Annotated in this window: 13 protein-coding genes; 10 read left to right on the forward strand and 3 right to left on the reverse strand. The window is 55.6% G+C overall.

Going from position 1 to position 13,180, the window contains the following annotated elements:
* Nucleotides 1-152 precede the first annotated feature (152 nt).
* From ACFFLD_RS10720 to ACFFLD_RS10745, 6 genes are all read left to right on the forward strand, one after another.
* A complete protein-coding gene (locus ACFFLD_RS10720; protein WP_386039959.1) occupies nucleotides 153-935 on the forward strand; it encodes a DUF3450 domain-containing protein in 783 nt (260 codons plus the stop codon).
* 131 nt (nucleotides 936-1,066) lie between these two features.
* Complete coding sequence (locus ACFFLD_RS10725) at nucleotides 1,067-2,398, forward strand: MotA/TolQ/ExbB proton channel family protein (RefSeq protein WP_386040446.1); 1,332 nt, start codon at nucleotides 1,067-1,069, stop codon at nucleotides 2,396-2,398.
* A 1-nt stretch (nucleotide 2,399) separates the two neighbouring features.
* On the forward strand, nucleotides 2,400-2,942 hold the full coding sequence (locus ACFFLD_RS10730; protein WP_386039961.1) for a MotA/TolQ/ExbB proton channel family protein: 543 nt from the start codon (nucleotides 2,400-2,402) through the stop codon (nucleotides 2,940-2,942).
* Entirely contained in the window at nucleotides 2,935-3,342 is a 408-nt protein-coding gene (locus ACFFLD_RS10735; RefSeq protein WP_386039963.1) for an ExbD/TolR family protein, read from the forward strand. Before ACFFLD_RS10730 ends, ACFFLD_RS10735 begins: the two co-directional genes overlap by 8 nt.
* Complete coding sequence (locus ACFFLD_RS10740; RefSeq protein ID WP_386039966.1) at nucleotides 3,339-4,115, forward strand: energy transducer TonB; 777 nt, start codon at nucleotides 3,339-3,341, stop codon at nucleotides 4,113-4,115. The genes ACFFLD_RS10735 and ACFFLD_RS10740 overlap by 4 nt, the downstream gene beginning before the upstream one ends.
* Nucleotides 4,116-4,119: 4 nt before the next feature.
* Nucleotides 4,120-5,229: a hypothetical protein gene (locus ACFFLD_RS10745; protein WP_386039968.1), complete on the forward strand. Its 1,110-nt coding sequence runs from the start codon at nucleotides 4,120-4,122 to the stop codon at nucleotides 5,227-5,229.
* Between the two features lie 9 nt (nucleotides 5,230-5,238).
* Here ACFFLD_RS10745 and xthA read toward each other — a convergent pair whose 3' ends face one another.
* Together xthA and ACFFLD_RS10755 are read right to left on the reverse strand one after the other, a co-directional pair.
* Nucleotides 5,239-6,066 carry an exodeoxyribonuclease III gene (gene xthA, locus ACFFLD_RS10750; RefSeq protein WP_386039970.1) on the reverse strand — a complete coding sequence of 276 codons (828 nt, stop codon included), beginning with the start codon at nucleotides 6,064-6,066 and terminating at the stop codon, nucleotides 5,239-5,241.
* Nucleotides 6,066-6,320 carry a hypothetical protein gene (locus ACFFLD_RS10755; protein ID WP_386039972.1) on the reverse strand — a complete coding sequence of 85 codons (255 nt, stop codon included), beginning with the start codon at nucleotides 6,318-6,320 and terminating at the stop codon, nucleotides 6,066-6,068. Before ACFFLD_RS10755 ends, xthA begins: the two co-directional genes overlap by 1 nt.
* 145 nt (nucleotides 6,321-6,465) lie before the next feature.
* Between ACFFLD_RS10755 and rhlB the strand changes: the two genes are divergently transcribed.
* Nucleotides 6,466-7,740, forward strand: coding sequence for an ATP-dependent RNA helicase RhlB (rhlB, locus tag ACFFLD_RS10760; RefSeq protein WP_386039975.1), 1,275 nt, complete (start codon nucleotides 6,466-6,468; stop codon nucleotides 7,738-7,740).
* A gap of 5 nt (nucleotides 7,741-7,745) precedes the next feature.
* Nucleotides 7,746-9,875, forward strand: a complete 2,130-nt coding sequence (gene dinG / locus ACFFLD_RS10765) for an ATP-dependent DNA helicase DinG (RefSeq protein WP_386039977.1) — start codon at nucleotides 7,746-7,748, stop codon at nucleotides 9,873-9,875.
* A gap of 38 nt (nucleotides 9,876-9,913) precedes the next feature.
* Here dinG and ACFFLD_RS10770 read toward each other — a convergent pair whose 3' ends face one another.
* Nucleotides 9,914-10,990, reverse strand: a complete 1,077-nt coding sequence (locus ACFFLD_RS10770; RefSeq protein WP_386039979.1) for a 3-deoxy-7-phosphoheptulonate synthase — start codon at nucleotides 10,988-10,990, stop codon at nucleotides 9,914-9,916.
* 410 nt (nucleotides 10,991-11,400) lie between these two features.
* Here ACFFLD_RS10770 and rpoE point away from each other — a divergent pair, with 410 nt between their 5' ends.
* The gene (rpoE, locus tag ACFFLD_RS10775) at nucleotides 11,401-12,000 is read left to right on the forward strand and encodes an RNA polymerase sigma factor RpoE (RefSeq protein WP_386039982.1); all 600 of its coding nucleotides are present in this window, start codon (nucleotides 11,401-11,403) and stop codon (nucleotides 11,998-12,000) included.
* Between the two features lie 356 nt (nucleotides 12,001-12,356).
* Nucleotides 12,357-13,088, forward strand: coding sequence for a sigma-E factor negative regulatory protein (locus ACFFLD_RS10780; RefSeq protein ID WP_386039984.1), 732 nt, complete (start codon nucleotides 12,357-12,359; stop codon nucleotides 13,086-13,088).
* Nucleotides 13,089-13,180: the final 92 nt, after the last annotated feature.

The following is a 13,180-nucleotide window of genomic DNA, read 5'->3' on the forward strand; positions in this document are numbered from 1 at the left end:
CGATAGCGGTGGTTAGTTAATGATAAATATTGTCATTTATTCTATTAGTGGTAGGCTATGTAGCGTAAAAGATAAACGCAAATCGTTCTAATACTTAATTAGTTTCTAGTGGGCGGTGCACGCCGCTCACTACTCAGTAACGGAGAGTCGACGTGCTGAACAGGCCTTTCTTTGCCTTGCGTGGATGGTGGCTAGCGGGCGTGCTGGCCAGCGGCACACTAGTGTTAAGCGAACAAGCAGTGGCTCAAGCGGCCGAAAGTGTAGACGCCCAGCAAACCCAGGCGGAGCTTCAGGCGCAAATTGACGCTGCTGACGAACAAACCCGTGAACAGCTGGAAGAGTTGCGCCGTCTAGAGCGTGAAACCCGTCAGTTAGAAGCTACTAATGCCTCCATGGCGGGGCGTTTGGCACAACAGGCCGAGCGTCAGCAGCGCCTGGAAACGGCGCTGGATACTCTGGATGAAACACGTGCGGCACTGCCGGTAATCGAACAAAATATGGCAGAGCAGCTAAGCGGCTGGATTGAGCGAGACCTGCCATTTCTGCAAGAAGAGCGGCTGGCGCGCGTTGAACGTCAGCCAGAAGAACAAGGCGAAGACACCATCGAACGAATCAATCGACTGCTCGAAGCATGGCGCGTTGAGCTCGATTATGGCCGGGAAATGGATAGCTGGCGTGGACGCCTAAGCCAAGAAGACCGCGAGCGTGAAGTGGACTTCTTACGCATTGGACGTATCGGGTTTTATTACCTGACCCCCGACGGCCGCGAGGGCGGAGTGTGGGATGCCGAGCGCAGTGCCTGGCAGCCTCTTGAAGAAAAATATTTGCGTGAAGTGCGTAATGGGTTGCGCATCTCAAATGATCAGCGCGCTCCCGAGCTTTTAACCTTACCGCTCTCAGTCAGTGCCAATGAACCGCAAGGAGAGCAACCATGAGTCGTTTGAGCCTAGCGGTTGGTAGTCTCCTGTCCGATAACCGCTTCAATAATCGCCATGCTACAGCGCGCCCATCGGCACAGCGGCTATCGCTATGTCGGCGTGGTTGTACCCTTGCGCTGCTGGGGCTGATGTTGGTAAGTGGTTTTTCCATGGCGCAGACGTCTAGTGATACTCGTGACAATGCGATGTCTCTACGCGAAGCACGTGAAGCCGCTGAAGCGCGTGATCAGCAGCGTTTAAGAGGTTTTCTAGACAATCAGCAGGCGTTGAGCACGGCATTAGAGCAGGCGCGTGCCGCGCATGAAGAGGCTGAGCAAGCAAACGCCGCGCTACAGGCGCAGCAGGAAGAGCAAGCCAGCCAAGCCAGCGAACTTAACGAACGCCAAGCGGAGCAGGGTGAAGCACTGTCAGGTTTATTGTCTAATCTCGCCCGGCATAGTTCAGAAATCCGTAATGCGCTTGGTGAAGAGAGTTTGCTGACGCTTGAGGAGGGCTCGCTGCCTCCGCGGTTGGATGAAGTGGAAGTGCTTGAACGTCACCAGTTAGAGCGTGTGGTCGATAGCCTGGCCGCATTAACGGCACGCACTGGTCGTGCAGCGCGTCTGTCGCTGCCGGTAGCCAATGCTGAAGGTGAGGTGTCATCACGCGATATAGTACGGCTCGGGGATTTTGCGGCGTTTACCGAAACTGAGCTGCTACAGCGAAGTGAAGGGGAAAACGGCTTGGCGGTGTTACCGCAGACGCCTGCGCCGATTGGTACGCATTTGTCGTCTTATTATCAGGGCGAAAGCCGCGTCTTTGCCGTGGATCCTACTCAGGGCAGTGTGCTGGATGCCTTGTCGCAACAACCCAGTTTATGGGAGCGCTTCCAGCAGGGCGGTTACGTCGGTTATGTGGTGGTCGCATTGGGTGTGGTGGGGCTAATCATTGGTTTAGCGCAGTACTTTTATTTGCTGCTTACCAGCAGGCGCGTCAATCGTCAGCGCAGCTCATTAAACCAGCTACAGGCCAATAACCCACTTGGACGAGTGCTGCTGCGTTTTGAAGGCATGGATAAGCATCAAACGCCGGAAGCCCTGGAAGCACGTTTAGATGAAGCGGTACTAGCAGAACTACCGCGGCTGGAACGTAGCCAGCCGATGGTCAAACTGCTGGCGGCGATTGCCCCGTTGCTGGGTTTATTGGGGACGGTCACCGGGATGATTGTGACGTTTCAGGCGATTACCGTCTTTGGCACCGGTGACCCGCAGTTAATGGCGGGCGGTATTAGTCAGGCGCTAGTCACAACAGTGTTGGGGTTAATTACCGCAGTACCGCTGTTGTTCGTACAAACAGCGTTGTCTAGTCGCAGTCGTTATTTAACGCACGTGATTGAAGGGCAGGCGAGCGCTGCGCTGGCGGATCATCTGGAAACACATACGTCAACGAACATGTCTGCTCACACGTCCACGGTGACTTGATATGTCCACTCTTCCTCTTTGGCTTGAGCCCGTTGAGCGTCTAGTGGAGGCGGGTGGTGCGGTATTAGTGGTGCTGGCAATAGTAGCCGTGCTGGTCTTTGCCATGGCTATTGAGCGGTGGTGGTATTACCGCATTACATGGCGCTTGGCGCGGCGACAGCTGTTACGACGCTGGGCGGCGCGTAGCGACCACGTTAGTTGGAGCGCTCGTACGCTGCGCCAGGTCTGGGCAGAAGGGCTAGTCGCTAGGTTGCGCAGGCCGTTGCCATGGTTAAAGCTGTTGGTCGCGCTTTGCCCATTGCTAGGTCTGTTGGGTACGGTAACGGGCATGATTAGCGTGTTTGATAGCCTCTCGTTAAGTGAGACCCATCAGGCCCGGGCAATGGCCGATGGCGTCGCCCGGGCGACGTTGCCCACCTTGACGGGGATGGCCATTGCCGTTGTCGGCCTTTTATTTATTAGTCGTTTAGAACACGTTATTCGGCGCGAAGACCAGCGATTACATGATCGTTTGGCGCGGGCATTGGAGGAGAATGATGCGTAGACGTCGTTCCATAGAAGCGGCTGCCGAGGGCAATGAGGTAAATCTGACCCCCATGCTCGACGTAGTGTTTATCATGCTGATTTTCTTTATCGTCACGACCAGCTTTGTTAAAGAAAGTGGTGTTGAAATTGATCGCCCTGAGTCCAGTGCCGCCACGCCCCGCCCAGACGCTCAGGTACTGGTGGCGGTGTCTTCTGAAGGTGCGGTGTGGGTGGACGGCAGCCCGGTGGATATTCATCGAGTTGGGCAGCAGGTGGCCGATATGCTCAGCAAAGAGGGCTCAGTGGTCATCCAGGCCGATCGACAATCCACGACAGGGCTGTTGATTGAGGTGATGGATCGTCTACGTGAAGCAGGCGTCGACCAAATAGCGGTGGCGGCGAGTCGGAGCGGGTCATGATGCGGCACTTAGTGTCAATGCTTGGGGGCGCGGTGCTTGCGGTGGGGCTTTTCTGGCTGCTGGCCCAGCTGGTGGCACCACCTGAGCGTGAGCCTGAAGAGCTGACCATGAGCATGGCAATGACCATGGTGGAAGCGCCGGAGGTGGCGCCTGAACAAGAAGCGCCTCCTCCCCAGCCCGTTGAAGCGGCTCCCCAGCAGGCGCCGCCGCCGATGCCGGCTCCCGAGCCGCCGCCAGTCACCGACAGCGCCATTAGCATGCCGGAGGTGGAACTACCCGATGCGCCTGTAGAGCCGGTGGAGATGGATAGCGAGCTGCCAGAGTTAACCGAAGTAACGCCGGAGCCTGCGCCAGAACCGACTCCCGAGCCGCCACCGGAGCCCCCGCCGAGGCAAGCCCCCGTTGAGCCAGCGCCTACTCAGCGGGCTATTACCAGTAATGTGCAGAGTACGCCTTCCGTGAGTGAAGCCGCGCCATCAGTCCCCGCGCCGCCCAGCAATGAGCCGGTTAGTGTCGGCCAGGCGACGCCGACGAGTCGGGTTAATCCTAATTACCCGCCACGCGCCCAGCGGCGCGGAATGGAAGGTTTTGTAGAGATTGCTTTTATGATTCGCCGCGATGGCAGTGTGGATGCTTCGTCAATACGCGTGACCAATGCTCAGCCGCGTCGGGTCTTTGATGATGCCGCCCGCGACGCCATTTCCCAGTGGCAGTTTGAACCCAGTGATCGGTTGCGCAATGCCACCCAGCGGATCGAGTTTCAGTTGAGGTAGCGGTATGAAGCGTTCTTTTGCGGTTTTATTAATAAGTGCCTGGTCTTGCGCGGTGCTTGCGAGCCCCGCGCTTCAAGGCGGTGTGATTGCCGATCTCAATGAGCTGCAAAGCCAGTTACAAGAGAGTCAATCACACGCAAGTTCTGCACAACAAGAGGCGCTGGTGCAAGTGGTCGAGCGGGCTACCTTTCAGGCCGAGCGGTTAGCGCCAGGTAATCAGGCGGATCAATGGGCAAGTGCGCTTTACCAGCAGCTAGCCGCGAGCGCATTGGTGCGTCAGGATAAGCCTGCTGAGGCTGCCGATCGGCTTGAGATAGCGCGTGGCATGAATGGCGTGGATAGCCCCCAGGCGGTCCGCTGGCTGCGTGAAGAAGCTGGTTTGCGCCGTGCGGCAGGGCAACAAGAGCAGGCCATCGCCTTATTCACTGAGTGGCTAGGCAGTGAGCAGGCAAGTGACCCAGACGTTGATAAAGCGATATGGCAATTAACGCGCCTACTGGCTGAGCAGGAGCGCTGGGACGAAGCCGCGGATTGGCTTGAGCGCGCACTTGAGCAAACCCCTCAGTTAAATGAAGCGCAGCAGCGTCTGGCGCTTGTGATCTACCGTCAGGCAGGCCAGGGCGAGCAGGCCCTGGCATGGTTGCTGGATGGATTAAATGCCGATAGCGAGACTGCCGAGTGGCGCCAGGCAGCGGGCCTTGCCCAGCAAGCAGGGCAGGCAGGAATGGCGGCCGGCCTATGGGAGATGGCCTGGCAGTTAGGCAAATTAGACCAGCCCGACGATTTCTGGCTTTTAATTCAGCTCCATCGGGCCGGTGGAACGCCAGCCAGGGCAGCGGAGCATCTTGAGCAGGCGCTGAGTGCAGGCGATATTGTCCGCGATGAGTCGCATCTACGCTTGCTGGCAACGACCTGGCAGCAGGCTAAACACGTTGAGAACGCACTAAGCGCGTGGCATTCCCTGGCACTGCACACTCAATCTGCCGAGGATTGGAGCCGCTACGGCCAGCTTGCTTACACGTGGGGAGAAAACGAACAGGCAAAGCAGGCGTTTGCCCGCGCAGCTGATTTGGGTAATGAACAGGCGCAGGCGTGGCTGGCAAGTTTTAATTAAAGCTCACCATTAAGGCTTAAGCGTTAGCGTAAAGTCGCTCCAGGTCGGGGCGTGGTCGGAAGGGCGTTCCATACCGCGTAGATCGTAGTCGATGCCAGCGCCGGCAGCGTGGTCGGCTAATGCTTTAGTGACGAGGATATAGTCGATCCGCAGGCCGCGCTTGGGCTCGCGGTCAAAGCCTTTCGAGCGATAGTCAAACCAGCTAAAGCGGTCATTGCTGTGGGGATAGCAAAGCCGGTAGCTGTCGGTTAGCCCCCACGCTTTAATGCCTTCGAGCCATTCGCGCTCAATGGGCTGAAAGCTGGTTTTGCCTTCGCGCAGCCAGCGCTTGCGGCTGGCATCGCCAATGCCGATATCCTGATCTTCAGGTGAAATATTAAAATCACCCATTACGGCTAGCCGCTCATCGGGGCTATGCTGGGTATTTAGCAGCCGCGCAAGCTGGGCGTAAAAACGCTCTTTATTAGGAAATTTGGTCGGATGCTCAACGTTTTCGCCCTGAGGAAAATAGCCGTTCCACACCGTGACGGCTTCGCCGTCTTCGGCCAGCATTCGCACGCCGATCATCCGACGCTGAGCATCTTCTTCATCGTCAGGGAAGCCGTAAAATACCTGCTCAGGCGCCTGGCGGCAGAGTAGAGCAACGCCGTAGTGACCTTTTTGACCGTAATAAAAAACGTGATAGCCCATGGCTTCCACGTCGCTAACCGGAAACTCGCTATCCTGTACTTTGGTTTCCTGTAGGCCGATTACGTCAGGTTGGTGGCTATCGATCAAGGCCTGAAGTTGAGGCAGGCGAGCCCGAATGCCGTTGATGTTGAATGAAACCAAACGCATTACGAGTCATCTCGGTTAGGATTGTCAGACGAGTTGGCTTTGTCAGGGTGAATAGCAATCTGCTGGCCTTCTTGCTGACGAGCGAGCTTGCGTACCGCCTGAAGCTTGCGCTGTTGCTGTTTTTTCGCCACAAAACGGCGCGAGGGAGCGACTTGATCGGGATTATCGTGGCGCCATTTTTTATAATCCTTACGCCGGCCGGTACGTATCGTTACCTTGTCGGCCAGTGAACGGGTTTTTTTCTTACGCGTCATGTCGCGCTCCTTACGTCAATTTGATGCCTATTCTAACAGGCCTTGCGACTCCTTCGACAGCAGGACGCGCTCTTATCGCCAAGCCCTGTTACAATGCTGCACTTCATGATGCCAATTTCCACAGCAATGGACAGATAGACAGCCTATGAGCGAGTCGGAACAGACCACAGCACCGGCCCAGAACCGCAAGCCAAAACGCCGCCGTCGTAAACCGCGTCGTCGCCAGTCAAGCTGGGATCTTCGTCAGTTTCAGGTGCCCGCCGTGGCCGGCAAGTGGCGCTTTCATGACTTTGATCTGCCGCTGCCGTTAATGCGCGCTATTCACGCCCAGGGGTTTGAATACTGCACACCTATTCAAGCCGAGGCCCTGCGCCAGACGCTATTAGGTGGCGACATCGTCGGTAAAGCGCAAACGGGAACCGGTAAAACCGCCGCCTTTTTGATTTCGGTGATGGCCTACTTCCTTGAAGAGCCCACCCCCGATGGACAAAAGTCGGGAGCGCCGCGGGCATTGATTATTGCGCCCACCCGAGAGCTTGCGCTGCAGATCGAAAAAGATGCTAAAGCGCTTGCGCGTTTCACCCAGCTTAATGTCGCCAGTGTCGTCGGCGGTATGGACTACCAGAAGCAGCGTGAAAGCCTGAGCAGCAAGATCGATATACTGGTGGCAACACCAGGGCGTCTGCTGGATTTCCACCAGAAGCGTGATATTGATCTGAATGAAGTCGAAGTCCTGGTCCTTGATGAAGCCGACCGCATGTTGTCGATGGGCTTTATACCTGACGTAAAGCGGATCATTCGCTACACGCCCAAGAAAGAGGAGCGTCAAACGTTCCTGTTCTCGGCCACGTTTACCGATGACATTCTGAATCTTGCCAGTCAGTGGACCTTGGATCCTGCGCACGTGGAGATTGAGGTCACCGTTGAGAATCAGGCGGATATTGATCAGCGTGTTTACATGGTGTCCGATGACGACAAGCAGCGCTTGCTGGTGAATCTCCTTCAGCAGGAAAGCTTTGAGCGCGTGATGGTGTTCGGCAATCGCCGTGATTTGGTGCGTAAGTTGGACGACGTGCTCAAAAAAGCGGGCATCAGCGCCGCCATGCTGTCAGGTGACGTGCCACAGAACCAGCGCATTAAAACGTTGGAAAGCTTCCGTGAAGGCGATATTCAGGTATTGGTGGCAACCGACGTTGCGGGCCGTGGGATCCATATTGAAGATGTGAGTCACGTCATCAATTACACCCTGCCGGAAGACCCTGAAGATTACGTACACCGTATTGGCCGTACCGGTCGAGCAGGCGCCAAGGGAGTATCGATTAGTTTCGTAGGCGAAGAGGATGCGTTCTCGCTGCCTGAAATCGAACGCTATATCAACGACAAGCTGCCCTGTGTTCATCCGCCTGAAGGCATGCTGTAAGCCGCATGCTGGATACTGCCTTAAAGAGCGACATCCAGGATGCCTATCGCCGCGTGGTGGAAGCGCTTGAGCTAACACCACGCTACGGTCAGCGCATGATGATTGCCGAGATTGCCCGCACGCTGGGGAATATCGAAAGTGACAGCGAGGGTAAGCGTGTCAGCGATACCCATGTGTGTGTGCTTGAAGCAGGTACCGGTACAGGTAAAACGCTGGCCTATCTGATTGCCGCGTTACCGATTGCAAAAGCGCGCGGAAAGCGGCTGATCGTGTCGACCGCGACCGTGGCGCTTCAAGAGCAGGTGCTCAATCAGGATTTACCTTCGCTAGCGAACCACAGCGGTATCCCTTTTCGCTATGCGTTAGCAAAGGGGCGTGGCCGCTATGTGTGCGTGGCTCGTCTTGATCAGGCGCTTGAGGGCAGTGAACCTAACCCGACGCTATCGCTTTTTGAGCAGTCACTGCAAAGCCAGGGCAGTGATTTCGATGTGATCGCCAGCGACATGGCCCAGGCTTATGGTCAGGGAGAATGGGAAGGGGATCGCGATAACTGGCCGGTAGCGATTGATGATGCTCATTGGCGTCGACTCACGGTTGACCATCGCCAATGTACGGGAAGGCGCTGTGGTCATTTTGGCGCCTGTGCGTTCTTTCGCTCGCGTCGAGAGCTTGAAAATGCCGATATTATTGTCGCTAACCACGATCTTGTCTTAGCCGACCTGGCGTTGGGCGGTGGCGCCATCTTGCCCGATCCAGCGGACTGCATTTTTGTCTTTGATGAAGGCCATCACCTGCCGGAAAAAGCACTTTCCCACTTTGCCCATCGGTTTGCAGTGAATGGCTGTTTACGCTGGCTGAAAACCCTCAAAAGCAGTCTGACCGATCTTCACCAGGGTCTTGCCGTTCAGCCCACGGTGGCGCGCCTGCTGGTGAGCTTGCCGGAGCTTATTCATGGCCTGGAGCCAGCATTAGGCGATGTGTTTAGCGTCGGCCATCAACTGGCCGAACGACCTAATGGCCTGGCTGATGAAGAAACTACCCACCAGTTGCGGTTCGAGAAGGGCCAGGTGCCCGATGCTCTGCGCGAGCAGGCGCAGCAGCTTCTGCTGATGTTTGCCTCCTTATCGCGGTGTCTGGAAAGCATCAGCGATATCCTGCGTGAAAGCCTTGATCCGGATAAACAGACGGGGCTTGATCGCGAGCAGGCTGAAACATGGCTGCCGTTGGTAGCACTGCTGCATGGGCGCGCGTTAGAAGCGCATGCGCTATGGCAGGCGTTCAGTGAGCAGGACGCGGCCAATGAAGCGCCCAGTGCCCGTTGGCTGACCCTGAGTCGTGTCGCTGGTGAGCCGGAGATCGAATTTTCCGCCAGTCCGGTATCGGCGGCGCATACCTTGGCCAAGCATTTATGGGGACGTTGCCACGGCGCGGTGGTGACATCGGCAACGCTAACGGCGCTGGGTCGATTTGAGCGTCTACAGGAGCGTGCTGGACTCGCTAATCGTTATCGCTACCAGGCGCTGCCGAGTCCTTTTGATTATGCCAATGCGGTACTGCGCGTGCCGAAAGAAGCCACTGACCCTAGCGATCGAGACAGCCACGAACAAGCTATCGTATCGTTTGTATCGCAATTAGCCGACGATGAAGCCGCGTTGGTGCTGTTCTCTTCACGAGCGCAACTGAGGGCGGTCGATAAAGCTCTGTCAGCCAGCGTTAAGGCGCGTGTATTGGCGCAGGATGCGTTGCCCAAGCGTGAGCTGATAGAGCGCCATCGGGCGGCGATAGACAGAGGCGAAGGCAGTATTATTTTTGGGTTGGCCAGTTTTGCCGAAGGTATCGATCTACCCGGCGATTACCTGACCCATGTAGTGATAACGCGTCTGCCCTTTGCCGTGCCTGACGATCCTGTCGGGGCAACATTGGCCGAGTGGATCGAAAGCCAGGGTGGGAATGCGTTTATGCGTATTAGCGTGCCCGATGCGTCGATTAAGCTCGTGCAGGCCTGCGGTCGGTTGATTCGTAAAGAGAGCGACCGGGGGGCGATCACCATACTGGATAAGCGGGTGATTACTCGCCGCTATGGGCAAGCACTGCTGGATGCGCTGCCGCCGTTTCGGCGCGAAATTAGTCGCTAGCCAGTCATGGATGACCCCGCCGAAGCGGGGTGTCAGGCTTACTTGGCGATGCGTTTGGCCAGCGTAGCGGCAAGTTTGTCGTTCATACGGTTGAACGTTTCCACCGTGGTGTCCCAGTCAATACAGGCATCGGTGATGGAGACGCCATACTGCAGTTGACTTAGATCTTGCGGCAGCTTTTGATTACCCCAGCCAATATTTGACTCCACCATCAAGCCGATAATGGAGGTGTTGCCTTCCAGAATCTGGTTGGTAACGTTTTCCAGTACCAGCGGCTGTAGTGCGGCGTCTTTGTTGGAGTTGGCGTGAGAGCAATCGATCATGATGTTAGGTGACAGCTTGGCTTGCTGAAGCTCTTTCTCCGCCAGGGCGACGCTCACGCTGTCATAGTTGGGCTTGCCGTTGCCGCCACGCAGCACCACATGACCGTAGGCATTGCCGCGGGTACGAATGATTGCCACCTGGCCCGCCTGGTTGATACCCAGGAAGTTGTGCGGGCTGGCCACGGACTGAAGCGCGTTAATTGCGACATCCAGGCTGCCATCGGTACCGTTTTTAAAGCCGACCGGGCAGGAAAGGCCGGAAGCCATTTCTCGGTGGGTCTGCGACTCGGTAGTACGCGCGCCAATCGCCGACCAGCTAATGCAATCCTGCATATACTGAGGTGAAATGGGGTCCAGTGCTTCAGTGGCTAGCGGTAAGCCCATTTCGGCAAGATCGACCAGCAGTTTGCGAGCAATGTGCAGGCCTTCATCAATTTCAAAGGAGTCGTTGAGGTGGGGGTCGTTGATCAAGCCTTTCCAGCCGACCGTGGTGCGCGGTTTCTCAAAATAGACGCGCATGACGATATAGAGGCTATCGCTAACCTGATCGGCCAATGCACGAAGACGACGAGCATAATCAAGCGCAGCCTCGACATCGTGGATCGAACAAGGCCCAACGACGACCAGTAAGCGTGGGTCATTACCATCCAAGATATTTTGGATAGTTTGGCGACCTTCAATAACGCTGCGTTCAGCCGTATCGGTTAACGGGACGGCGTCTTTAAGGGCGTCGGGAGTGGTGAGAACGTCTTGAGCGAGGACGTTAAGGTTATTAACCTGCTGTTCTGGCATCGTGCTACCTGTGCTTGCGTAATGACTGATGAAGTGAGGGGCGGTAAATGTGGCGACTACTATCGCTTGCCGGGCAGGTAAAAATCAATTGTTGTGGAACTATCATAGTATTAAAAGAGTCAGCCGCTGGGTTTTGTTTAAGCGGTAAGCGCTTGATGCAATGCTAAGAACGCGTAACACTGGTCGCTATATGGTTATAAAATGTTGCTGATCCAACGCATGCCGTTGCTTTATTACACTGCGCTACGGCCTACTGGATAGCGCTATATCCGAGCGACATATTCGCTCTTTATTTCACTGTTTTTAATCAATGCCCAAGGGACGCTATGCTGCTTGCTGTGAACGCCCGCTTGTCAGGGCTAATAGGAATAAAGCTCAGTGCATGCTGCACGAGCTGGAGGAGCGTGTGAATGGGCACTCGTGAAACAGACCAACAGTTGGTTGAGCGTGCTCAAAAAGGCGATACGCGCGCATTCGATTTATTGGTAAAAAAGTACCAACATAAAATTATCGGTCTCATCAGTCGTTACGTTCATGATCACTCTGAAGTTCAGGATGTGGCCCAGGAGGCATTTATTAAGGCGTACCGCGCCTTAGGAAAGTTTCGGGCAGAAAGTGCGTTTTATACCTGGATGTATCGTATCGCTATTAATACTGCGAAAAACTATCTGGTCTCACGGGGGCGTCGTCCTCCCGGTAGTGACTTGGATATCGTCGATGCGGAGATCCTTGATCAAAGCGGACGGCTGGCTGACTCGGAATCGCCGGAAGCGGCCATTGCTAGAGACCAGTTGGAAGCAGCGGTGTATCAGGCCATTGAAAACCTTCCCGACGATCTACGAACCGCGATTACGTTGCGCGAGCTCGATGGGCTTGCCTATGAGGATATCGCTCAGGTAATGCAATGCCCGGTGGGCACGGTACGTTCGCGCATCTTCCGGGCGCGTGAGGCGGTGGATGAACATATTCGCCCCTTGGTATCGACGGCGCGGAACAGCCGTGAGGACTAGCGGTCAGTCATCGTAGCGACATGAATATCGTGCAGTCTCATCACATGATGAGTGTCATATCGAGAGATAGATTTTGGTTTTTTTGTGAACTGTCTGGCGTGTTACGCGTCATACAGGCTGACTATGTTGGTAAGCACGCTTGAGAGCAGCTAGTTGCGACAACGTGCAGTGCAGCGCCATGAGCTTTGGGTTTGCAAACGACCAAGCTGTGGCCCGATAAGCCGCTGGCTTTGCTAGCGTTTGCAAGCAAGTTTTGGCCTTGGAAGTCGTCGGTGTCAGGCAGCGCGTAATCGCGAGCTACTGTGATTGCAGCTACTACGCCAGTACTTCTTTTAAACAGTGTGAGGGTGTGAAGTATGAGTCAAAACACACGGGAATCACTTTCGGTGTTAATGGATGGCGAATGTGATGAGCTTGAGCTTCGCCGAGTGTTGAAGGCACTGCCGGATGATCTCGAAGCTGCCGATACATGGCGTCGCTACCACCTTGCGCGCAGTGTGATGCAGCGAGAGCAGGGTGTAGACACCAGTGTTGATCTGTCCGCAGGCATTATGGCTCGGCTGCTTGATGAGCCCGTGCCGGTACTTGAAAAGGCAGACCGTTCCTCTTCGCGCTCAAGCGGTATTTCATTTGCGCGTGGTGCCGGAGTGGCAGCAGCAGTGTCTTTGATGGTGATTACCGGCGTCCAGTTCTTTGGCAATGGGTCGGCACCGGTGACCCCGCAAAACGGTGATATAGCGTCTATTGCGCCGGGTATCGATGGTGCTTCCCAGCTTCAACCTGCTAGCTTAACGTCACAGCCGGCGATGGCGCCACGTGCCGATATGCCCATGTTTAAGCCTACGCCGTTTCGGTTAAGCGGCCAAGCAGGCCAAAGTGGCTTAATGAATGTCAGTGAAGCGGGATTTGGAAGGCAAGCGCCGCAACACGTTGATGCTTCTCGCAGCGCCAATATCGATGTCGATCAAATTGGTCTACTTCGCTCATATTTAGAGCAGCACACCCAAAGCGCTGCTTACGGTAGCGGCGATAGCTGGATGCCGTTAATGCGCTCATCCGCGGTGACAGAACCGTTAGGTCAACGCTAACGTATTTTGATAGTGCCGATAGGATAGATAGTGGCGATAGATAGTGCCGATAAAAGTGCCGAAAAGATTGGGAGTGCGCTGAATGGGAGTGC

Source organism: Vreelandella sulfidaeris (assembly GCF_042429665.1).
Taxonomy (GTDB): domain Bacteria; phylum Pseudomonadota; class Gammaproteobacteria; order Pseudomonadales; family Halomonadaceae; genus Vreelandella.

Bases quoted from the DNA above. Each gene is read 5' to 3' on its own strand.
- ACFFLD_RS10745 (WP_386039968.1), top strand. From the start codon at position 4,120: ATGAAGCGTTCTTTTGCGGTTTTATTAATAAGTGCCTGGTCTTGCGCG.
- xthA (WP_386039970.1), bottom strand. From the start codon at position 6,066: ATGCGTTTGGTTTCATTCAACATCAACGGCATTCGGGCTCGCCTGCCT.
- ACFFLD_RS10755 (WP_386039972.1), bottom strand. From the start codon at position 6,320: ATGACGCGTAAGAAAAAAACCCGTTCACTGGCCGACAAGGTAACGATA.
- ACFFLD_RS10730 (WP_386039961.1), top strand. From the start codon at position 2,400: ATGTCCACTCTTCCTCTTTGGCTTGAGCCCGTTGAGCGTCTAGTGGAG.
- ACFFLD_RS10735 (WP_386039963.1), top strand. From the start codon at position 2,935: ATGCGTAGACGTCGTTCCATAGAAGCGGCTGCCGAGGGCAATGAGGTA.
- rpoE (WP_386039982.1), top strand. From the start codon at position 11,401: ATGGGCACTCGTGAAACAGACCAACAGTTGGTTGAGCGTGCTCAAAAA.
- ACFFLD_RS10770 (WP_386039979.1), bottom strand. From the start codon at position 10,990: ATGCCAGAACAGCAGGTTAATAACCTTAACGTCCTCGCTCAAGACGTT.
- ACFFLD_RS10725 (WP_386040446.1), top strand. From the start codon at position 1,067: ATGTTGGTAAGTGGTTTTTCCATGGCGCAGACGTCTAGTGATACTCGT.
- dinG (WP_386039977.1), top strand. From the start codon at position 7,746: ATGCTGGATACTGCCTTAAAGAGCGACATCCAGGATGCCTATCGCCGC.
- ACFFLD_RS10780 (WP_386039984.1), top strand. From the start codon at position 12,357: ATGAGTCAAAACACACGGGAATCACTTTCGGTGTTAATGGATGGCGAA.
- rhlB (WP_386039975.1), top strand. From the start codon at position 6,466: ATGAGCGAGTCGGAACAGACCACAGCACCGGCCCAGAACCGCAAGCCA.
- ACFFLD_RS10740 (WP_386039966.1), top strand. From the start codon at position 3,339: ATGATGCGGCACTTAGTGTCAATGCTTGGGGGCGCGGTGCTTGCGGTG.